This window comes from Sorangium sp. So ce145 (genome assembly GCF_051525985.1).
GTDB lineage: Bacteria > Myxococcota_A > Polyangia > Polyangiales > Polyangiaceae > Sorangium > Sorangium cellulosum_B.
The window spans coordinates 1,033,001-1,054,377 of record NZ_CP150315.1; the positions used below are offsets into that span (position 1 = coordinate 1,033,001).

The window sequence follows — 21,377 nt, forward strand, 5'->3', positions numbered from 1 at the left end:
TCAACAAATGAGGAGATCGGTCAGGAGCTGTTCTCTATGAAGCTCTTCTACGCTCCCACATCCCCCTTTGCTCGCAAGGTGCGGGTCGCCGCCCACGAGCTGCAGCTGGGAGACCGGATCGACCTTGTGCTTGTCAATCCCTGGTCGGACGCGGCGCTGCGATCGCTGAACCCGCTGGCCAAGGTCCCGACGCTGGTCCTGGAGGGCGGGCAGGTGCTCTTCGAGTCGGCGCTCGTCTGCGAATACCTGGATCACCTCGCGGCTGGCGGGCTGTATCCGGCGCCGGGAGAGGCGCGGTGGAGCGCTCTGCTCCGCCAGGGCATCGCGGACGGTATCAGCGCTGCTGCCGGGCGCCTCTTCGCCGACGAGCATCGTCCCTCCGACGAGCGATCGAGCAGCGTCATGCAGCGCCAGGCGGCTGCCATCGAGGCCGGCCTCGACAGGCTGGAGCGCGACGCCGGGACGTTATCGACGGAGCTCGCGGACATCGGCGCGATCTCGGTCGCCTGCGCGCTCGGCTACCTCGACTTCCGCTGGCCGGATCGAGCGTGGCGAAGCGGCCGGAGCGGCCTTTCGCGCTGGTTCGACGTCGTCGGCCAGCGCCCGTCGATGGCCGCCACGCAGCACCGCTCGCTGTGATCTCCTGACGTGGCGTCCCCAGGCGGCGCTCGCCGCCCCCGCGGGGTCGACGCTCGTCCTCTCCCGCCCGCATCCCGTCCACATCCCGTCCACGCCCGAGCCCGGCTGTGCGCTCGACGGTGGCGCTAAGCGGCGGCTATCCCGCGACGTTCCGGTTCGATGCCTGTCGAAACAGATTGACGGCGCCCCGGCGCCGCCTAGATTCACTTTGATGACCATCGAAGCAGATCCCCCGGCGCGCGATCTGGGCGTCGAGGCGCGCATCGGCGTGCTCAAGGCGCTCGCCGACGCCTCGCGGCTCCAGGTGGTGAACGCCCTGATCGAGCGGCCTCACTGCGCCGAGGAGCTGGCCGAGCGGCTGGGGCGCGCGCCTTCCACGGTCTCCTTCCACCTCCGGAAGCTCGACGAGGCCGGGCTGGTGACCAAGCAGAAGACCCAGTACTACCTGGTCTATGCGCTGCGCGACGATCTGCTCCGCCTCACGCTGAAGGAGCTCGTCTCGCTGCCCTCCGCCGCCGATGGCGCCGCGCGGCGGCGCGCGGAGCGAGCCCGGAGCCAGGTGATGCGCGCCTTCTTCCGCGGGGGCGTGCTGGTCCAGATGCCGAAGCAATGGCGCAAGCGGCGCATCGTGCTCGAGCAGTTCCTGAGCAAGTTCCAGGCGGGCCGGCGCTACCGCGAGCAGGAGGTGAACGAGATCATCCAGACCCTGTATCCCGACCACTGCACGATCCGGCGCATGCTCGTCGACGAGGGATACATGACGCGCGACGGCCTGCACTACGAGCTGATCGCGGAGCAGACCAGGACACCCGAGGCGAAGGACACGACACCCGAGGCGGAGAACAAGACGCCCGGGTCAGGGACGAAGAAGGCGAGAGAGAGCACGATGGAAACGCGCAAGGAGATGAAGCGGAAGTACCTCGAGACGCCGAAGCAGGCGGGCATCTTCCAGGTCAAGAACACGGTGAACGGCAAGGTCCTGCTCGGAAGCAGCACGAACCTCCATGGGCCGCTCAACAAGCACCGTTTCGCGCTGTCCATCGGCGCGCACCAGAACCAGGCTCTCCAGCGGGACTGGCAGCAGCACGGCGCCGACGCCTTCACGTTCGAGGTGCTCGAGGTCGTGCAGCAGAAGGACGAGCCCGGGTTCTCCGTGGCGGACGAGCTCACGCTGCTCGAGCAGATCTGGCTGGAGAAGCTCTCGCCCCTCGCGCCGCGAGGCTACAACACGGATACGCGGCTCCGCGAGTGAGGCGACGTCGCGGCGCGAGAGGGCGGCGTCCCCGGAGGCCGCCGCGCTCGCTCGAATTGCCGCCGGGGCGGCTCAAGGCCGGCGGCGCCTGAGCCGCGCGCGCGTGTCCCGGTGGCAAAAGCCGTGGATTTCATCCACCATGGCGGTGCATGCGGCCAGCCGGCATATGGAAGAAATCTTCAGATGTCGCCGAGCCTTCGCTCGATGGTGGCGCCCTGGACGCGAGCGCCGAGGCCTGCCTCGCCGGGGGCGGCGAGATGGGCGCCCTGATGCGCTCGATCGACTGGGCGAAGACGAAGCTCGGCCCTGTCGCGACATGGCCGATAAGCCTCAAGACCGTGGTCGGCCTCGTGCTCGGCAATCGGTTTCCCATGATCATGTTGGTCGGGCCGGAGCTTCTGCAGATCTACAACGATGCCTATCGGCCCATCCTGGGCATGAAGCACCCTGCGTCGGTGGGCGCCCCGGCGGCCGAGGTCTGGGCCGAGGTCTGGGACGTCGTCGGCCCGATGGCGCAGGGCGTGCTCGACGGGGGGCCCGCGACGTGGAGCGAGCACCTCCTGCTCCCGGTGCAGAGGCGAGGCTTCGTCGAGGAGACGTACTTCACGCTCTCCTTCAGCCCGATACCCGGCGACGCCGAGCCGGTCGTCGGCGTCCTCATCACGGTGAAGGAGACCACGGAGCAAGTGCTCGACGCGCGCCAGCTCCACATGCTGCGCGATCTCGCGACGCGCTCCGCCCAGGCGAAGTCTGCCGAGGAGGCGTGCTGCACAGCCGCGGAGATCTTCGCGGCGAACGACGCCGACCTGCCGTTCTCGCTGCTCTACCTCCTGGACGGCGACCCGGGCGACGCGCGCCTCGTCGGCGCGAGCGGGCTCGACGGATACGAGGGAGCGGCGAAGCCGGCGCGCGTCTCCCTCCAGGATCGAGGCGACGAGGCCTCGGCCTGGCCGCTCGCGGAGGCGGCGCGCGCCTCTGGCGAGCTCCTCGTTTGCGATCTCGCGGCCCGCTTCGGCGCCTTGCCCGTCGGCCGCTGGGGCAGCGCGCCGGAGCAGGCGATCGTCCTGCCCCTCTCGCGGCCGGGCCAACCTCGTCCGTATGGCTTCCTCGTCGGCGGCGTCAGCCCGCATCGCCTGCTCGATGAGCCGTATCGCGGGCTGTTTCAGCTGATCACCGATCAGGTGGTGACCGCCATCGCGAACGCGCGGGCCTACGAGGAAGAGCGCAGGCGCGCCGAGGAGCTCGCCGCGATCGACAGCGCGAAGACGCTGTTCTTCAGCAACGTGAGCCACGAGTTCCGGACGCCGCTGACGCTGATGCTCGGCCCCATGGAGGACGCGCTCGCGTCGCCGGAGCGCGCGCTCTGCGGCGAGCACCTCTCGCTCGCCTATCGCAACGCGCTGCGCCTGCTCAAGCTGGTCAACGCGCTGCTCGACTTCTCGCGCCTCGAGATGGGCCGCGCGCAGGCGTCCTACGATCCAACGGACCTCGCTGGCCTCACCGTCGATCTCGCGAGCGCGTTCCGCTCCGCGATCGAGCGAGCCGGGCTCGCGTTCAAGGTGGACTGCCCGGAGCTCCCGGAGCCGGTCTTCGTCGACCGGGACATGTGGGAGAAGATCGTGCTGAACCTGCTGTCCAACGCCCTGAAGTTCACGTTCGACGGCGAGATCCTCCTGTTGCTCCGCGCGCGCGAGGACCAGGTCGAGCTCGTGGTGCGCGATACGGGCACCGGCATACCCGAGCACGAGCTGCCGCACCTCTTCGAGCGCTTCCACCGCGTCCAGGGGGCACGCGCGCGCACGCACGAGGGCTCCGGGATCGGGCTCGCGCTCGTGCACGAGCTGGTGCGGCTGCACGGCGGCAGCATCCGGGCGGAGAGCCGCCTGGGCGAGGGGACGGCGTTCACGATCGCGATCCCGCGCGGGTCCGCGCACCTGCCGGCAGAGCGTATCCACGCCGAGAAGACGCTCTCGTCGACGGCGACCGGCGCCGCGCCCTACGTCGAGGAGGCGCTGCGGTGGCAGCTCGCCGCGGAGGCGCCCGCCCTGGCGCTCGCTTCGGCCGATCGTGTCGAGTCCGATCACCTCTCGGTGCCGCTCGACCCGAGCGCGCGCATCCTCCTCGCCGATGACAACGCCGACATGCGCATGTACGTGCGGCGCATCCTCGATGCGCGGTGGGCCGTCGAGGCCGTGAGCGACGGCGCGGCCGCGCTCGATGTCGCCCGGCGGTCACCGCCGGATCTCGTCATCGCCGACGTGATGATGCCGGGCCTCGACGGCTTTGGCTTGCTCCGGGCGCTGCGCGCCGATCCGGTGACGCGGTGCGTGCCGGTGATCATGCTCTCGGCGCGCGCGGGCGAGGAGTCTCGCGTCGAGGGGCTGGCGGCCGGCGCCGACGATTACCTCGTGAAGCCGTTCTCGGCGCGCGAGCTCATCGCGCGCGTCGCGACGCACCTCCAGCTCGGCGAGCACCGGCGGGCCGCGGAGCGGGAGCGCGGGAAGATGTTCGCGCTGTTCGAGCAGGCGCCTGTCGGGATCGCCGTCTACCGTGGCCCCGAGCACGTCATCGAGATGGCGAACCCACGCCTGGTGGCCATGGTGGGCCATCGCGACGTGATCGGACGCACGCTGGCGCAAGCCTTCCCGGAGATCGTCGGCTCGCCGCTCCTCGAGGTCTTTCACCGGGTATTCGCGAGCGGCGAGCCGTTCGTCACGCACGACTACCGGTTCGACCTCGAGCGCGGGGACGGCGTGCGGGAAGAGCTGTACTGGAGCTTCAACCTGCACCCGATGCGCGAGCCGGGCGCTGCCGTCGCCCGGATCCTGGTCGTCGCGCTCGACGTCACCGACTACGTGCGGGCGCGAAAGAAGCTCGAGGCGGCGGCGCGGGAGCGCGAGGAGCTGCTGCGCCGCGCGGAGGACGCGCGGCGCGACGCGGAGCGGGCGAACCGCGCGAAGGACGAGTTCCTGGCGATGCTCGGCCACGAGCTGCGGAACCCGCTCGCCCCGATCGTCACGGCGCTCCACCTGATGCGCCTCCGCGCCGGGGGGCACGCCGAGCGCGAGCGGCTCGTCATCGAGCGCCAGATCAAGCACCTGACGGCGCTCGTCGACGACCTGCTCGACGTCTCCCGCATCACGCGGGGCAAGGTCGAGCTGAAGAAGCAGCGGATCGAGATCGCGGACGTCGTGGCCAAGGCGGTCGAGCTGGCGAGCCCGCTGCTCGAGCAGCGCCGGCACCACCTCACGGTCGCGGTCCCCTCGAGCGGCCTCGCCGTGGAGGGCGACGTCACGAGGCTCGCCCAGGTGGTCTCGAACCTGCTCACGAACGCCGCGAAGTACACCGAGAGCGGCGGCGAGATCGCCGTCCGGGCCGGGCGCGTGGAGGGCGAGGTCGCCCTCTCCGTGCGCGACAACGGCATCGGCATCGCCCCCGAGATGCTGCCGAGCGTCTTCGAGCGCTTCGTGCAGGAGCGCCAGGCGCTCGACCGATCCCAGGGCGGCCTGGGCCTGGGCCTCGCCATCGTCCACAACCTCATCGCGATGCACGGCGGCCGCGTGAGCGCGCACAGCGAGGGCCGCGGGCGCGGGAGCGAGTTCACCATCCAGTTGCCGGCCGCGGCGGACGTGCGCTCACCCGAGGCCGCGCCGGCGCGCTGGATGGCCGGGACGCAGGCGACTCCATCTCTCGCCGATCGACGCCGCATCCTGCTCGTGGACGACAACCTCGATGCGGTCGAGCTCCTCGCCGAGTCGCTGGGCGCGATGGGGTACACGACGCGCGTCGCCCCCGACGGCCCGTCCGCGCTCCGGATCGCGGAAGAGTTCGCGCCCGACGTCGCGCTGCTCGACATCGGGCTGCCCGTGATGGACGGCTACGAGCTCGCGCGGCGCCTCCGCGAGCAGCCGGCGGGTGAGCGTGTTCGCCTGATCGCGATCACCGGTTACGGGCAGGAGGCGGATTTCCGGCGCTCCGAGGGGGCAGGCTTCGAGACGCACCTCGTCAAGCCCATCCAGATCGAACGATTGACGTCGCTCCTCGAGGAGCCACCGGCCCGCGGGGCCGAGTGATCCACGTCGGAGATCCCCGGCGACGACACGGCGCGACCGCGCCCGGAGCGCTGTGGCGACGCGCGCCGCGGCGAGACCGAGGCAGCTTCTGAGGGGAGGAGGAACGATGGATACGCGACGCATGCGAATTGCGAGGATGGGTGTTCTGGTCGCAGGATTCGTCGCGGCCGCGGGATGCACGCTGGTCTCGGGGGTAGGAACGCTCGAGTTCAACGGCGAGGCCGCTGGGGGAGCTGGCGGAAGCGGTGACGCCGGTGGCGGCGCCGCCGGCGCCGACGGCGGCGCTGGCGCGGGAGGCGGCGAGGCGGGCGGCGCCGGAGGCGGCGGAGGCGAAGCGGGAGGCGGCGAGGCGGGCGGCGCCGGGGGCGGCACGGGCGGCGGCGCAACGGGGGGCGAGGTCGTGGTCCAACAGTGCGTGCCCGGCGAGGGGGTTGCCGTGGGCGCCCGCGTCTGGGGTGACGCGTGGCTCAACGGGTTCGTCCTTCATTGCGCCGACTTTCAGAGCGACGGTCACACCGGTGACGGGTACGATGCCGGCCCCGTGACTGGCAGCATGACGGGCTCGCACGTCTCCAAATTCTGCGACTACCCCAGGAATGTCGTGGCGTTCAGGTATACGTACGACGCGGAGCATGTGTACCAGGTCCAGTTTGGTTGTTCGACGCCCGAGGTATGGAAATCGTCGACGCCCAGCGTCGAACAATGGCTCGATCCCATCGGCGGGACGACGGCTGGTCCGCAAGGGTACGGAGCGCAATGCGAGGAGGGCTCCGCCTATAGCTACTTCACGCTCAACGTCAGCGAGGATGGTCAATCCATACGAAGCTTCGAAGGGCCTCGCTACTGCTTAATCATGCCTTGATCCCTCGCGAGGCCGTCTCCGGAGACGCGGCTCCTCGGCGAGATGACTCTCCTCTGCGAGTCGGCAGCGACCGGGGAGTCGGCAGCGACCGGGGGACCCCCCCGCCGCGCGAGGCGAGCTCCAGGTCTCCGGGCGCGGTCGAGCGCGGAGAGGTGTTGGTCCGTTATAAAAGAAATGTTGTCCGTTATGGTGGACATCAGCGCTGCCCCGTGGTACTGGGCATCCAACGGACGGGACAGCCATGCACTACCGACAGCTGGGTGACAGCGAGCTCCGGGTCTCGGAGCTCTGCCTTGGGACGATGACGTTCGGCGAGCAGAACACGCTCGAGGACGCCAGAGCGCAGCTCGACTACGCGTTCGACGCTGGCATCAACTTCATCGACGCGGCCGAGATGTATCCGGTGCCGACCCGCGCCGAGACGCAGGGGCGCACGGAGAGCTACGTGGGCGAGTGGCTGAGCCAGCGGCCGCGGGACAAGGTGATCGTCGCGACGAAGATCGCGGGGCCGGGCCGCCCGATCCCGTGGGTCCGCGGCGGCTCTCTCGCGATCAACCGCGCCAACGTCCGGCGCGCGGTCGAGGACAGCCTGCGGCGCCTCAGGACCGACTACATCGATCTCTACCAGATCCACTGGCCCGATCGGTACGTGCCGCAGTTCGGCGCGAGCGCCTACGATCCGGCGAACGAGCGCTCGAGCACGCCGATCGCCGAGCAGCTCGCGGCGCTCGCGGAGGTGATCCGCGACGGCAAGGTCCGGTATTTCGGGCTCAGCAACGAGACCGCCTGGGGGGTGGCGCAGTGGAGCCGCGTCGCGGCGCAGCTCGGGCTCCCCAGGCCGGTGTCGATCCAGAACGCCTACAGCCTCGTCAACCGCACGTTCGACTCCGCGCTCGCGGAGGCCTCGCGCCGGGAGGACGTGCCCCTGCTCGCCTACAGCCCGCTCGCGTTCGGCCTGCTCACGGGCAAGCACCTGGGCGGGCCGCCGCCGGGCTCGCGCTTCGCTCGGTTCGAGACCTTCGGCCAGCGCTACAGGAAGCCCAACGTGGACGAGGCGGTGCAGGCCTACGTCAAGCTCGCGCGCGCCCACGGCCTGAGCCCGGCGTCGCTCGCGCTCGCCTTCGTGCGCAGCCGCTGGTTCGTGGCGAGCACCATCCTCGGGGCGACCACGCTCGAGCAGCTCGAGGAGAACGTGAAGAGCGCGGGCGTGGTGCTCGCCGCGGAGGTTCTCGGAGAGATCGAGCAGATCCACGCCCGCTACCCGAACCCGGCGCCCTGATCTCGCCGGCCCCGGCGGCGCCGCTCGCCCGGGGCGGCGCGGCCCGACCCCCTCTGTTCGCGGGAGCGCGGCGCTCCCGGGCGAGCGATGCTGCGGCGCCGGCGGGCAGCCGCCGCGCCGGCACGGAGGGGGATCAGATGACGACGAAGCTACCCAGGCGGAGCCTGCTCGCAGGCCTGCTGGTGACGGGCGCCGCGGGCTGTGTGGGTCCGGGGGCGATGACGGCCGCGAGCGCTCGCCGGAAGGCGCCGGCCGATCCGTGGCAGGGCGTTCGGGACGAGTTCACTCTGTCGCCGGCGTGGATCCACATGACGGCCTTCCTGCTCGCCTCTCACCCGCGGCCGGTCCGCGAGGCGATCGAGCGGCTGCGGCGGGAGCTCGACGAGAACCCGGTGGACGCGCTCCACGCGCACGAGGATCTGGCGCCGGTGCGGGAGGCGGCCGCGGCGTACATGGGCGCCGGGGCCGAGGAGATCGCGCTCACGGACAGCACCACGATGGGGCTCGCGTCGCTGTACCTCGGCCTGCCGCTCGAGGCCGGCGACGAGGTGCTCACGACGGAGCACGATCACTATTCCACGCATGAGTCGCTCCGGCTCGCCGCGGAGCGGACCGGCGCGGTGGTGCGGAAGATCGCGCTCTATGGGAGGAGCAGCGCCGCGACGGCCACGGAGATGGCGGGGGCGATCGAGGCGGCGCTCACCCCGGCCACGCGGGTCGTGGCGATCACGTGGGTGCACTCGAGCTCGGGCGTGAAGACGCCGGTGCGCGCCATCGCCGAGGTCGTCGCCAGGGCGAACCAGGGCCGGGCGCCGGCGAAGCGCGTCGTCTGCTGTGTGGACGGCGTGCACGGCTTCGGGGTCGAGGACGCCACGATGGCCGATCTCGGCTGCGACTTCTTCGCCGCGGGCTGTCACAAATGGATGTTCGGGCCGCGGGGCACCGGCGTGCTCTGGGGCAAGCGGGAGCTCTGGCCGATGCTGCGCCCGAGCATCCCGTCCTTCGGAAGGGCTGCATACGAAGCCTGGCTCCGGCAGCGGCCGCCGCCGCCCACGACCGCGGACATGATGTCTCCCGGAGGGTTCCACTCCTTCGAGCACCGGTGGGCGCTGCCCGCGGCGTTCGCGTTCCACCGGGGCATCGGCAAGGCCAGGGTCGCGGCCCGGATCCACGCCTTGAACCGGCAGTGCAAGGAAGGGCTCAAGGCGATGGGCCACGTCACCCTGCACACGCCGCTCGACGCCGCGCTCTCCGCGGGGATCGTGTGCTTCGAGGTGGCGGGGATGACGCCGGAGGCCGTCGTGGGGAGGCTCCGCGAGAGGAGGATCATCGCGTCGACGTCGCCGTACGCGACCTCGTATGTCCGCGTCGCGCCGAGCCTGCTCACCTCCGAGGCGGACGTCGAGGTGGTGCTGCGCGCGATCCGCGCGCTCGCGTGAGGGGCCCGGTCCGGCGAGCCATGGCCGGACCTCTTGTGGGCGGGGCGAGGGCGCCTATCGGGCGGCCTCCTCGATGCGGGCGATGTCGATCTTCTTCATCTGCATCATCGCCTGCATGACCCTCCCCGCCTTGGCCGGCTCCGGGTGCTGGAGGAGCCGGATCAAGGCGGACGGGACGATCTGCCAGGAAACGCCGAACCTGTCCTTGAGCCACCCGCACTGGCTCTCGGCGCCGCCGCCGGCCGTGAGCTTGCTCCAGAGCTCGTCGACCTCCTCCTGGGTCTCGCAGGTGACGACGAGCGAGAACGTCTCGTTGAACTTCTGGTGGGCGCCGTTCAGGGCCATGAGCCGCTGGCCGTTCAGCTCGAACTCGGCCATCACGAGCGAGCCCTTGGGCCCTGGACCCGCGTCTCCCGAGCGGAGCTCGGAGAGGATCCGTGAGCCCTTGAAGATGGACAGGTAGTATTGCACCGCCTCCTCGGCGTTGTTGCTGAACCAGAGGCACGTCTTGATCTTCTGCGTGGTGGTCATGATCGGGGCTCCTGGCCGGGGTCGGGCCCGGCGGTGAGGTGAGGGCGGCGCGGTCACCGCGACCGCGCTTTGCCTGGATGTCGGAGCACGGTGGGCCTGCTCGACATGGGGCCGACGATTTTTTCGACCCGCCGGGGCGGCCGGGTCCCGGGTCGCCGGGGCGGCCGAGGGGGGCGGGGCGGCAGCCCGCCGGGCGGCCGTCGTGGTCCGCCGGCCGCCGCTCCGGGGCGGCGCCGGGAGAGGATGAGCTCGCGGGCCGGGTGGAATGTCGTGGCGATCCGTGAGAGAGCACGCGCATGAGACACATCCTCGATGGGTCGATGGGGGTCATCCTGGCCGCGGGGCTCTGCGGCGCCGGGTGCAGGGCGTCCGCGCACGAGCCTTCCGGCATGAACGCGCCTCCCGGCGCGAACGCGCCTCCCGGCACGAGCGCGCCGCCGGCGGAAGAGCCCGCCGCGCCGCCGGCGGCTGCCCCGATGGGCGAGCGGATCGTCGTGGGCAGCGATCCGTGCAAGAGTGACGCAGACTGTGTGCCCGTGTGCGCGTGCCACGCGGCTGCGTGCATCGCGAAGGCGACCGCGCCGATGTGTGATCGAGGCCTGATGTGCACGCAGGAGTGCCGGCCCGGAACGATGGATTGCGGCGGCGGCTGCCTCTGCCAGGGTGGCCGGTGCGCGGCTCGCCTGATCAACGTGCCGCCGCCCTGAGCTCCTTTGCGTGTGCCGGCCTGCGGATGAGCGCGTAAAAGCTCTTGGAGCCCGGCTGAAGGCCCACCAGGCATAGGCGTTAACCAACCTTCGCGCCGCGTTCTCCTACATCCGAACGTTTACGTGGACGTTTACGTGGACGTGGACGTCAACGTCGTCGTGGTCGTGGTCGTCAACGATAGGTCGTGAACGACCACGACCACGACCACGTAAACGTTCACGTAAACGTTCACGTAAACGACCACGTAAACGACCACGTTGGTGACTGATGGTGGAGGGAGGCGGGCTTCGTGCCCTGAGCGTGACCGAGCGAGCTTGGCTAACGCCTGTGAGGCCCACCAGGACCGTGGACGTCTGGACTCAGATGTTCGTGGAGCGGGCGCCCAGCGCCGTCCTCAGTATTTGTAAACATCGGCGAAGATCGATCGACGCATGCGGTCGTTCATCGTCGTCTCGCGCACCCACGCGGCGATCCCGGTCCCGTTCGGGCCGAAGCCCACCGTCGGCTCCCAGTGTTCGGCGGCGTTGTCGTCCTCCAGCGCGTGGGCCTCCGTCCATCCCTGCGCGGGCGAGAGCTCGCTGGCAAAGATCGACCGGAGCGCGGCGGCTTTCTGGGTCCACACGGCGAGCGCCCGCCCGGCCCCATCCACGGCGATCTCGGGACCGCTCACACTATCTTCGTCGACCGAGAGCTTGTCGGCCGGCTGGAACGTCGTCCCCGAGAAGCGCCGCGCCCAGATCGCGCAGCCGGCACCGCATTGACGGAACACCACGCCCCCGTCACCCTCCGCGTTCATCGCGACCGCGTAGTCCGTCGCTCTTTGGCCCGCGGTATCCACGCCGGTGGCTCCGGCCCACACGCCCTCTGAATAGGAATTGGCGATCACGTGCGACACCGACGAGGTCGAGTCGCGCTGGAGGAAGACGACCATCGCGTTCCCGTTGCCGTCCATCACGACGCGTGGGCTCAAATGATCGAGCGTGTCGTCAGCCTCCAGCGGCTTCGGGCCTGCCGCGCTGCCCTTGTGCGTCGTCAGATCGTACGTAACCACGTTGCCCAGCACGTTGAGACGCCCGTCGTCCGACTGGTACCACGCTGCCACCGCGCGCAGCATCGTGCCCACGGTCGAGACGCCGACAGCCGTGCCGTTGCAGCTGGTCGTGCTCCCCGACACCTTCACCGGTGTTTGCCAGCCCTGCCCGCCCTCGTAGATGGCCAGGTATCCCTCACGCGCCGAGGTGTCGGCGGTGTTCACGTCGATCCCCACCGCGATATGGCCGGCGGGGGTCATCGCGACCGTCGTCGAATGTTTCGAGACCCCCGAGGTGCCCTCGGCGATCGTCTCGACCGTGCCCCACCCGGCGGGCCATCCGAGCGATGCCGTGAACCGCTTGCCGAACACGGCGCCGCCCACCGAGGCCGAATACCAGACGACCACCCCGTTGCCACCGGCGTCGATGGCGACCCTGGCGTTCACGCCTCTCGTGGCCGCGTCGTTGACCTGCAGCAGCGGGTCCCAGCTGTCGCTCTTCTTGACATAGCGGCGCGCCCAGACGGTGTCCTGATCATAGAACACGAGCAGCGCATCGCCGTTGGCCGAGACCGCGACCTGCGGAAGGAAATTCGAGATCTGATTGGCCAGATCGTCATGACCGACGCGCTCGAACGTATCCCAGTGGGGCGGGGGGGCTTCGCCTCCGGTCCCGTCGCCGCCCGTTCCGTCGCCGCCCGCCCCATCGCCGCCTGTCCCGCCGCCACCCGCTCCGTCGCCGCCGGTCCCGTCGCCGCCTGTCGCGCTGCCGACGCTGCCCGCATGACCGCCGCCTCCGCCGCTCCCCACGTCATTGGAGCTCGACGACGACTCGAACGTTCGCACCTTCTGTCCGCAGGCCGCGACGAGGAGGAGCCCCAGAATGAGACCCATCCTGGGCATGGCGCCCGATCCTCCGACGTGTCCGAATTTTTCGCGCATCATGCGCGAGGATGAGATCCGAAGGCCTCGGAGATGTCAATCCCCGACCGCGCGACCTCTCCCGGCTTGGCGGGACACATTCAACCTCTCCGTCACCGCGGCAGGACAGGGCAGCAGCGCGGCCACGAGATCACCTGCGTTCCCGCGTGTTCCTCACGCGCTCGACCCCTGAACCTTGGCGTCCCAGGCGACATCGAGGGACACGGGGCCTCGGAACATGGTGACTTGCCGGAGCTGCACCGGCCGATCGCTCGCGAGGCGGAGGCCCGGTAAGCGCTGCGTGAGCACGGAGAGCGCCACGCGCCCCTGGAGCCGCGCGAGGGGCGCGCCGAGACAGAAGTGCACACCGCGGCCAAACCCGAGGTGCTCGCCCCCGTCGGGGCGCCCGGGCTCGAACCTCGCGGGGGCTTCAACGACGGCCTCATCGGGTTGCCGAGCAGATCCGTTGTGGTCTTGTGGCCCGCGAACACGAACGCGGTCGCATCACTGACGGCCTTCGGCATGTCGAGCTGACCGCTCGGGTCCGTGGCCGCCTCCTGCTGTACCTGTTCGCGAGGAAGGCGCGTCGCGGGGAGGGCGCGCGTCGTCGACCGTCCGAGAGCTCGGTGGCAGCGGTGCTCACCCAGCTAGCAGGATCGAGAGCGCACCACCGCGGCTGTCCTCGCGAGCCACGCCACGGGATCTCTCGCGTGGTAGGGGTGCTCCGACGGCTCGATGTTGTCGAGGAACTTGCGGTAGATGATCGCCTGGCGGGCCGCGGCCACGGGCGCGAGCAGCTCGGCGGCGCGCTCGGGGTCGGAGCCCGGGATCGCGGCGCGCCACGCGCGGCTCCAGGAGCTCCGGAGGGGCTCGGCCACGCCGGGCGGGGCCCCGTCGAGGAACGCTGGCTGATCGAGCAGCGGATGCCCGACGCCGCTGTCGCCCCAGTCCAGCAGGACGGCCGATGCCGCGTCGCCGCGGGCATTGCCGACGTGGAAGTCGCCGTGAACCAGCGTGTCGGGCAGCCCAGCCTCGGCGAGGCGAGCGAAGCGCTCGGGCAGGTCATCGACGAAGCTGTCGAGGGTCGCCCGATCGCCGGCGGACAGCTCGGGCGTCCGAGCCATCACGTCAGCAATGAGCCGGATCAGGGCCGGCGCGCGCCAGTCCGGCAGCCCCAGCGAAAGGAGCTCGCCGACCTGTCGGCTCGCGTCGCGCTGCAGCCCGACCAGCAGCGAGACCAACCTCTCCCGGACCGGCAGCTCGGCCTCGTAGAGGTCCTCGCCCGGGATCTCCCGCATCAGGATCCGCCGGCCGTCGTGGCCGAGGAGCGCCGGTACAGGTCCCCCCGCGAGCCGCGCGATCACAGCCCCCTCGTGGCCGAAGAACGGAGGGACATGCTTCAGCCAGACAATCTCGTCGCGAACCCGGAGCCGCCACAGGCTCGACAGGTTCCACGACCGCATCTGCTCGGCGGGCGCCGTCCGCGCGAGGCCCCGATCGCGCAGGACGGCGTCCGCCCACGCGAGGTCGTCGGTAGGCCCGCCCGGCCGCGCCCACGGTTGCCGGAGCGGGTGGTCGTCGAGCGCCCCGCGCCAGGGCTCGACCCCGGGCGGCGGCGCGTCAGTCTCCGCCTCCGCGAGGTAGGTGACCGCCCCGCCTTGGGGGGCCGGGAGCTCGGTGGCGAGCATCCGGAGGACCGTCACCTGGAGGCCGAAGCGCTCGCGGGCACCCTGGACGACGGCGTGCGCATCCTGCCACCACGGCGTCGCGACCGGATAGGGCGGCAGCGCGCCCACGAGCGCGCCGCTCGCGGTGAGGACGAGCCGAACGACGCGCGGCGGGTGGGGCAGCATCGCGCGAGGATAGCGAGCGCCGGCTTCGTTCGCCGCTCGAGCGCCCGGCCCCGCGGCTCAGAGCCGCTCCGCCGCGACGGCGGCCCTGACGGCGCGCTCCAGCGCCTCGCCGTCCTCGGGCAAAGTCGACCACCGCCGGCGCCGGGATGGTGCGTTGCGTCGTCCGCGGCGGAGGAGCGCGGCGATCCCCGCTCCGCCCGCGCTGCGAGCCGCTGGCGCGGCGAGGGCGGCGGCGGCGCGAGGCGCTTGATTCCGGGAAAGTGTTGGAGTTCCTTAGCTCTCAGGGGGTCACCATGTCCGCTGAGCCCAGCCGGGCGCCGCCTGCGCCTTGCTTTCGCCTCCTGCTGATCGAGGACAGCGCCATCGCGGCCTCCGTCGTGCAAAGCCACCTCGACGCCGTGCCGTGGCAGCGCGCCGAGCTCGCGCACGCGGAGACGCTCGCCGCCGGGCTCGCGCGCGTGAACGAGGGGTGGGATGTCGTCCTCCTCGACCTCTCCTTGCCCGATGGCGAGGGCATCGAGGTGGTCGAGCGGGTGCGGGCGGTGGACCCCCATGTGCCCATCGTCGTGCTGACGGGCCACGACGACGTCCGCCTCGCGGAGCGCGCGCTCGGCGCGTCGGTGCAGGATTACCTCGTGAAGCGGGGCCTCGACGCGGACACGCTGTGGCGAGCCATCCGCTATGCGGTCAGCCGCCAGCAGCTCCTGACGCAGCTCGCGCGGGCGATGGCCGAGGCCCGCGAGAACGAGGCCAACCTGCACCAGCTCATCGCCCGGAGCGCCGATGGGGTGATCGTGCTGGATCCCTCCGGGACGGTGCTCTTCGCGAACCCCGCCGCGGAGTCGCTGCTGGGCGACGGGCGCCCCGTCGCCGGGCGGGGCTGCCCGGCGGCGCTCTGCGCCGGCGAGACGAGCCTGGAGATCGGAGGGCAGCAGGTCGTCATCGACGTTCGCTGGGTCGACGTGGACTGGCAGGGGCGCCCCTCGCGCATGGCGCTCCTGCGCGACGTGACCGGGCGGCGCCGGGCCGAGGAGCTGAGGTCACGGCTCGAGCGCAGCGAGCGGCTGGCCGCCGTCGGCCAGCTCGCGGCGGGCGTGGCCCACGAGATCAACAACCCTCTCGCGTACGTGGTGGCCAACCTCGAGCTGCTCGCCCGCGAGGTGCGGCGGCTCGCCGACAAGGGGGTCGCCACCGAGCACCTCGCCCAGCCGCTCGCGGACGCCCGCCACGGCGCTGCGCGGGTGGTGGACATCGTCGGGGATCTCGGGGTGTTCGCGCGCGCGGAGGCGAACGAGGCGATCGGGCCGACCGACGTCAACGCGGTGATCGAGAGCGCGCTCAACATCGTGCATCCCCAGATGAAGCACCGCGCGCGGGTCGTGCGCGAGCTCGCCTCGGTCGCGCCCGTGAGCGGCGCGGAGGGGCGCCTGACGCAGGTGTTCGTCAACCTGCTCATCAACGCGGCGCAGTCGATCCGGGAGGGGCGCGTCGCCGACAACGTCGTCGAGGTGCGGACCCGCGATCAGGGCCGGGAGGTCGTCGCGGAGATCGTGGACTCCGGCTGCGGCGTGCCCGAAGAGCACATGCACAGGCTGTTCGAGCCGTTCTTCACCACGAAGCGCGCGGGGGAGGGGACGGGGCTCGGACTCGCGATCTGCCGCAACATCGTGGAGTCGTGCGGCGGCACCATCGGCGTCAGCAGCGAGGCCGGCGTCGGCACCTGCGTCCGCGTCCGGCTGCCCGCCTGGGCGAGCGCCGAGCTCACCCCTCGTCGCGTGCCGCCTGCGCCCGCGCGGGATGAGGGGCCGGCGCGGCGCGCCCGGATCCTCATCGTGGACGACGAGCCCCTCCTCCTGAGCGCGCTGCGCGGGCTCCTCGAGGCGTCGCACGAGGTCGTTTGCGCGCGCTCGGGCAGAGAGGCCCAGCGGGCGCTCCGGCTGGACGCAAACTTCGATGTCGTGCTCTGCGATATCGTGATGCAGGAGGGCACGGGGATAGAGCTCCACGAGTGGCTCGAGGCGGAGCTGCCGGCGCTCGTCGACCGGGTGCTGTTCATGACCGGAGGGGGCACGAGCGAGGTGAGCAGGCGGTTCCTCTCGGCCCACCGGGGACGCGTCCTGCCGAAGCCGATCGACCCGGCGGAGCTGCTCCGGCGGATCGACGCGCTGCTGGAGGCGAGCGCGGCAGAGCCCGAGAGGATGTAGCGGCGGGCCGGGGCGGGGAAGGGGGGAATCGGCGCCGGTCAGGAAGGGGGGAATCGGCGCCGGCCTCCTGCGCGTCATTGACCGCGCGCCGCGCGATGCGGGCTCACGTCCCGCCGCAGGCCTCGTACTCCGCCTTGCACGCGTCCGCGCCCGCCTGCTGCACGCACGCCCTGCAGTCCGCCGCGATGCCCTGGCCGGCGCACTCCCTCTCGCACTCGTCGGCGCACACGCCCGCCGCGCAGACGCAGGCGATGAGCGCGTCCGTCTCGGGATCTTGCAGGGGATCCGTGTTCGGATCGCAGCCTTGCACGCACGCGCAGCAGATGCCGTCGCCAGGGCAGCAGCCGTCGCCGCGCCCGAGGGGACAGCGGCAGGCGCCGCCGCCTTGCTCCATGCACGGCCCGTAGCCGCTGCCGTCGGCGAGGCACGTCGCGACGCCCGGCGCGCCGATGGCGTGACAGGTGCAGGACATGGTCTCGCCAGGAGCGCAGGTTGCGCCCGTGGCCGAGCTCGCGGTCGTCGAGCTGGCGCTCGCCGAGCTTTCGCTCGTCGAACTGGCGCTCGCCGAGCTTTCGCTCGTCGAGCTGGCGGACGACCCGCCGCTCCCGGTCGGCTCCGGATCGGTCGTCGAGGAGCCGCATGCGGTCGCCAGCGCAGCCGTGAACAAGCTGAGGAAAAGGATGTGTCGCATCGGCGCCCCCTATAGCGCGCCGCCCCCGCGGCCGTCGAGGGCCATCATGGCGCGCACCGTCGCGCTCCCTCCGCGGCGCGGAGCCTCGCGCCGCGGCACCCCGTCATCGAAGCTCGTCCGTCAATGCTCTTTACATTACTTCACGAGCGCGTCATGACGCGGAGCGCCCCGCGGGCGTGTCCTCAGCGCTGGAGTCCGTGGATCGCGGCGAACGAGCGCCGTGCTCGGGCGCCCGGGGGGCGCGGGCGGCCCCTGCGTGAGAGGGCGTGCTTGCCTGGCGAGCGGGATGCCCTATGTTCGCGCCTGCTCGCGTCCCCGCCTGGGGGTGCGTCGGCGCCGCGCCGCGTGCGCCGTGCGGGGAACGCGCTGCCTGAACCGTGCGATAGCAAGGAGATGAGAAGATGACGATCTCGATGTATCAGGCCTCTGTCCCGGTGCTCGTCAGGATGCTCGGCAACCTCTCGGCGATCCTCACCAAGGCCGTCGCGTACGCCGAGGCGAAGAAGATCGAGCCGCGCGTCCTGCTCGACGCGCGCCTCGCCCCGGACATGCTCTCGTTCACGCGCCAGGTGCAGATCGCCACCGACATCGCCAAGGGCTGTGGGGCGCGGCTGGCGGCCGCCGACGTGCCGAAGTACGAGGACAACGAGGCCAGCTTCGACGAGCTACAGGCCCGTATCACCAAGACCGTCGCGTTCCTGAACAGCCTGCGGCCCGAGCAGATCGACGGCTCCGAGGACCGCGATGTCACCATCCCGACGCGCGATCAGCCGCTGCAATTCAAGGGCCTGGTTTTCCTGCTGAACTTCGTGCTGCCCAATTTCTACTTCCACGTGACGACCGCCTACGCGATCTTGCGCCACAACGGGCTCGAGATCGGCAAGCTAGACTTCCTAGGCGCCCGCTGACCCGACCGGCGGGCACCCGCTGCGGATACGGGCCCACCTCGACGTTTTCGGTGCTCGGCGTGCTGGAGCACGCCTGCGCGCCGAAAACGCCGATCTGGGCCCGTCTCCTGTGCGGGTGACCGCCGCTCGTCGTCGTTTGTGGCTGGCGCTCGTCGTCGTTTGTGGCTGGCGCTCGTCGTCGTTTGTGGCTGGCGCTCGTCGTCGTTTGTGGCTGGCGCTCGTCGTCGTTTGTGGCTGGCGCTCGTCGTCGTTTGTGGCTGGCGCTCGGCTACCGCACGCGCCTTGGATCGTGCTGATGCGCCGGGAGCGGGCCGAGCCGCGTGGTGTCGACGAGGAGCGAGACGACGAGCGAGAAGAAGCGGCGGCGCGTCTCGAAGCTCGGGCTCAGGTCGGGGAGGAGGGCGCCTATCCGCCTCGCGCCGGCGTCGTGGAGGACGCGCTTGGCCATATCGATGGGCTCGATGTGGGCGGGGTAGAGGTCGCCCCCGGAGAGCTTTTGGATGAGGCCCACGTACTCGCCCACGAGCGGCGCGACCTCCGCCCGCGCGAGGGCGAGGGTGTCAGCCGAGAGGGCGCTCCCGGTGAAGACGAAGCGGAGGTCTCTGTCGTCGCAACCGGCGACGAGGGTGCAGGGCTCGCGCGAGGGCCAGGGCGGCTCGCCGGAGACGATATCGGTCGTGAGCGTGCGCCACTCCTGCCTGCGGAGCGGCGACGAGCTCGACCAGAGGCGCTCTTCGATTCGGATGGCATGGACGGGCATAGGGGCTGAGCTCATTCTAGCGCTCACACCTCACGGTTGTAACGGCCTATGGTCGGTCAAGAAATCGACAAAACTCCATGGTATACGTGTTGTCCGCATTTTGTCCGATGCGGGATCGCCGCCGGGACCCCGAACGCCCTGGATAGAATTCCGCAGCAACCTCTGCCTCGTCACGCCCAACGACCGCCGGGATGCGCACAACGCTCGGTGCACCACGCGCCCCACGAGACAGTCGAGCCGTCTTCGAAACCAGGTGGGCGGCGGCGTCACGCCAGGATGCGCTTGGTGCACAAATCGAGCGCTTCGGGGAACGACGACATCGTCTGCTTGAGTGAATGACTCCGGGCGATGCACTCGAACGTCTCGTCGTGGAATGCAAGCAAGTAGTGTCGATACTGCTTCCACTCCTCTGGATTGTACTGGCTGTGAACCGAGTTGATCTTCATCAGCTCGGCGATCCATCGAGACCTCTCGACGACGTGCGCAGCGTACCCGACCAACCCGCGGCCGTGCAGGGGATGTCCGTGGAGGACCTCGTCATTCGGTGGGCCGAGCTTGTGGGCGAGGCATCGCTCGAATTCGACGATGGCGATCAGGCGCAGGTCGGCGCTGGTGGGATCGACCACGGTCGCATACGAGCCATCCCACGCGGGGTCAGGCTCACGCATGTTGTAGACGACGAGAGTCCTGGAGCCCGAGGAGAAAACATGCGGGAGTGGGGCGCCGACATTCCAAGGATGCTGCCAGGGGATCTCGACGGCGCATTCCTCCCCGGTCGCGCGGGCGAGATCTCGCTCGAGCGAGATGCACTTGTCGTGTGCGGTTTGGTAACGGGTCCATCCCCCGTCTCCGCGTTTTGCGGAGAGCGCTGCGGCTGCTGCAGCCGACAGCTCCTCGCGGGCGGCGTCCAGGGCGCGTGTCACGTCTTCGACCGTCATTTCGTCCACCCAACGTCTTGTCGGTGTGCCGCCGCGCGAAGCGTGGTCGGCACCAGCGGCTTGTCGGGCGGGAGACAGAGCAAGAGAGAGTACACAGGGAGATGGGGAGACGGGGAGGAGAGAGATATGTGCAGATCATGGTGGAGAGGCGAGGGAGGGGGACCATCACGACTGATCCCCATCTCTCGTCTCCCCGCCTCCCCGCCTCCCTGTGAATCTCTCCTTCTTCCTCTCTGCCCAACGAAACATCGGCTGGTCAACCGAAGCCGCCGGACCAGGTCTGTCGATCCAGGCGCTCTGGGTGACCTCACGCACAGAAAATCTCACGGATCGGCGCTGCTCCGCAAGTCCCGAGTGTCGTCCCGCGCCGTAGGGGAGATCCGTCCAACGCCGGCGGCCGTCGGAGCCTTTCCGGGATGCCGGGGCTGCGACGGGGCCGCGGTGGACCGTGCCCACGCGGTGGTGGTAGGGGAAGCTATGGCGAAGAGGCGTGCAGCATGGATGTGCGCGGCGTGGACGCTCACAGCCGGTGGATGCACCACGCTCGTGGGGCTGGACGACAGCTACCACCTGGTGGACGGAGCGGGCGGCGAGGCCGGCGCGGGCGGGGGCGGGGGCGGGGGCGAGGTGGTCGTCCCCACCGACGTCGAGCTGATCGACGACATGGAAGACGGCGACAGCGCCATCGATGAGGCGGGTGGCAGGGTCGGCTACTGGTACAGCTTCAATGATGGAACGGGCACGCAGACTCCCCCGGTCTACTCGGAAGAGAATCCCGTCGGGTTCGTCCCGGAGGCGCTCGCGGAGCCGCGCGGCGAGAGCACGATGGCAATGCACACGTTCGGATCCGGCTTCACCGAGTGGGGCGCCGGGTTCGGCTTCGCGCTGAACGGCCCCGACGGGGGCCTGCTCGCCTACGACGCGTCGGCGTACAGCGGTATCGTGTTCTGGGCCAAGCTCGGCGAGGCGGGCGCGGCGACGACGATGAAGGTCAACATCCCGGACAAGACCTCGGATCCCGCGGGCGGCCTCTGCGATGAATCGGGAGAGGACGTGGCCAATCCGTGCTTCGACGACTGGTCATCCACCGCGCGCCTCGGCACCGAGTGGGCCCCGGTCGTGATCCCCTTCGAGGAGTTCGCGCGCGGCGGCGGGGACGCCGAGCAAACCGGCGAGGACATCGATCTCACAGGGCTCTTCGCGATCGAGTTCGGGTTCACGGAAGGGGAGGATTTCGACGTCTATATCGACGATGTCGGCTTCTACCCATGATCGCCTGATGCAAGGCC

18 protein-coding genes and 1 pseudogene are annotated in these 21,377 nt (G+C 70.5%); 11 read left to right on the top strand and 8 right to left on the bottom strand.

Annotation, left to right across the window (positions count from 1 at the left end; all coding sequences use genetic code 11):
* The first annotated feature begins 36 nt into the window (after positions 1-36).
* The 6 genes from WMF34_RS03835 (at position 37) to WMF34_RS03860 (ending at position 9,544) form a co-directional block, all read left to right on the top strand.
* Positions 37-639, top strand: a complete 603-nt coding sequence (locus tag WMF34_RS03835; protein ID WP_012233346.1) for a glutathione S-transferase N-terminal domain-containing protein — start codon at positions 37-39, stop codon at positions 637-639.
* A 211-nt stretch (positions 640-850) separates the two neighbouring features.
* Complete coding sequence (locus WMF34_RS03840) at positions 851-1,891, top strand: metalloregulator ArsR/SmtB family transcription factor (RefSeq protein WP_437992435.1); 1,041 nt, start codon at positions 851-853, stop codon at positions 1,889-1,891.
* A 149-nt stretch (positions 1,892-2,040) separates the two neighbouring features.
* Positions 2,041-5,964 (top strand): ATP-binding protein, encoded by a 3,924-nt coding sequence (locus WMF34_RS03845; RefSeq protein WP_437992436.1) that lies wholly within the window; start codon positions 2,041-2,043, stop codon positions 5,962-5,964.
* Between the two features lie 136 nt (positions 5,965-6,100).
* On the top strand, positions 6,101-6,826 hold the full coding sequence (locus WMF34_RS03850; RefSeq protein WP_437992437.1) for a hypothetical protein: 726 nt from the start codon (positions 6,101-6,103) through the stop codon (positions 6,824-6,826).
* Positions 6,827-7,067: 241 nt separating this feature from the next.
* On the top strand, positions 7,068-8,105 hold the full coding sequence (locus WMF34_RS03855) for an aldo/keto reductase (RefSeq protein WP_012233350.1): 1,038 nt from the start codon (positions 7,068-7,070) through the stop codon (positions 8,103-8,105).
* 137 nt (positions 8,106-8,242) lie between these two features.
* A complete protein-coding gene (locus WMF34_RS03860; RefSeq protein ID WP_437992438.1) occupies positions 8,243-9,544 on the top strand; it encodes an aminotransferase class V-fold PLP-dependent enzyme in 1,302 nt (433 codons plus the stop codon).
* A 54-nt stretch (positions 9,545-9,598) separates the two neighbouring features.
* Here the strand turns inward: WMF34_RS03860 and WMF34_RS03865 are convergent, their stop codons facing one another.
* Positions 9,599-10,075, bottom strand: a complete 477-nt coding sequence (locus WMF34_RS03865; RefSeq protein ID WP_012233352.1) for a VOC family protein — start codon at positions 10,073-10,075, stop codon at positions 9,599-9,601.
* A 296-nt stretch (positions 10,076-10,371) separates the two neighbouring features.
* Here WMF34_RS03865 and WMF34_RS03870 point away from each other — a divergent pair, with 296 nt between their 5' ends.
* Positions 10,372-10,782, top strand: coding sequence for a hypothetical protein (locus WMF34_RS03870; protein ID WP_437992439.1), 411 nt, complete (start codon positions 10,372-10,374; stop codon positions 10,780-10,782).
* Between the two features lie 131 nt (positions 10,783-10,913).
* Here WMF34_RS03870 and WMF34_RS03875 read toward each other — a convergent pair whose 3' ends face one another.
* The 4 genes and pseudogenes from WMF34_RS03875 to WMF34_RS03890 all read right to left on the bottom strand — a co-directional run bounded on the left by WMF34_RS03875 (position 10,914) and on the right by WMF34_RS03890 (position 14,587).
* Positions 10,914-11,039 (bottom strand): hypothetical protein, encoded by a 126-nt coding sequence (locus WMF34_RS03875; protein WP_437992440.1) that lies wholly within the window; start codon positions 11,037-11,039, stop codon positions 10,914-10,916.
* 138 nt (positions 11,040-11,177) lie between these two features.
* The gene (locus WMF34_RS03880; protein ID WP_437992441.1) at positions 11,178-12,716 is read right to left on the bottom strand and encodes a hypothetical protein; all 1,539 of its coding nucleotides are present in this window, start codon (positions 12,714-12,716) and stop codon (positions 11,178-11,180) included.
* A gap of 192 nt (positions 12,717-12,908) precedes the next feature.
* Positions 12,909-13,169, bottom strand: a pseudogene (locus WMF34_RS03885) (cytochrome P450); the annotation flags it as partial.
* A 212-nt stretch (positions 13,170-13,381) separates the two neighbouring features.
* Positions 13,382-14,587 carry an aminoglycoside phosphotransferase family protein gene (locus WMF34_RS03890; RefSeq protein WP_437992442.1) on the bottom strand — a complete coding sequence of 402 codons (1,206 nt, stop codon included), beginning with the start codon at positions 14,585-14,587 and terminating at the stop codon, positions 13,382-13,384.
* Positions 14,588-14,880: 293 nt separating this feature from the next.
* On the opposite strand from WMF34_RS03890, the gene WMF34_RS03895 reads away from it, so the two are divergent.
* Entirely contained in the window at positions 14,881-16,791 is a 1,911-nt protein-coding gene (locus WMF34_RS03895) for a response regulator (RefSeq protein ID WP_437992443.1), read from the top strand.
* A gap of 103 nt (positions 16,792-16,894) precedes the next feature.
* Here the strand turns inward: WMF34_RS03895 and WMF34_RS03900 are convergent, their stop codons facing one another.
* Positions 16,895-17,263, bottom strand: a complete 369-nt coding sequence (locus WMF34_RS03900) for a hypothetical protein (protein WP_437992444.1) — start codon at positions 17,261-17,263, stop codon at positions 16,895-16,897.
* Positions 17,264-17,291: 28 nt separating this feature from the next.
* Here WMF34_RS03900 and WMF34_RS03905 point away from each other — a divergent pair, with 28 nt between their 5' ends.
* A complete protein-coding gene (locus WMF34_RS03905; RefSeq protein WP_437992445.1) occupies positions 17,292-17,639 on the top strand; it encodes a hypothetical protein in 348 nt (115 codons plus the stop codon).
* Positions 17,640-17,883: 244 nt separating this feature from the next.
* Entirely contained in the window at positions 17,884-18,390 is a 507-nt protein-coding gene (locus WMF34_RS03910) for a DUF1993 domain-containing protein (RefSeq protein WP_437992446.1), read from the top strand.
* A gap of 268 nt (positions 18,391-18,658) precedes the next feature.
* On the opposite strand, the gene WMF34_RS03915 is transcribed toward WMF34_RS03910, so the two are convergent.
* Entirely contained in the window at positions 18,659-19,150 is a 492-nt protein-coding gene (locus tag WMF34_RS03915; RefSeq protein ID WP_044963893.1) for a UPF0262 family protein, read from the bottom strand.
* A gap of 266 nt (positions 19,151-19,416) precedes the next feature.
* The gene (locus tag WMF34_RS03920) at positions 19,417-20,097 is read right to left on the bottom strand and encodes a hypothetical protein (RefSeq protein ID WP_437992447.1); all 681 of its coding nucleotides are present in this window, start codon (positions 20,095-20,097) and stop codon (positions 19,417-19,419) included.
* A gap of 468 nt (positions 20,098-20,565) precedes the next feature.
* Here WMF34_RS03920 and WMF34_RS03925 point away from each other — a divergent pair, with 468 nt between their 5' ends.
* Positions 20,566-21,360, top strand: a complete 795-nt coding sequence (locus WMF34_RS03925; RefSeq protein WP_437992448.1) for a hypothetical protein — start codon at positions 20,566-20,568, stop codon at positions 21,358-21,360.
* The last annotated feature ends 17 nt before the right edge of the window (positions 21,361-21,377 follow it).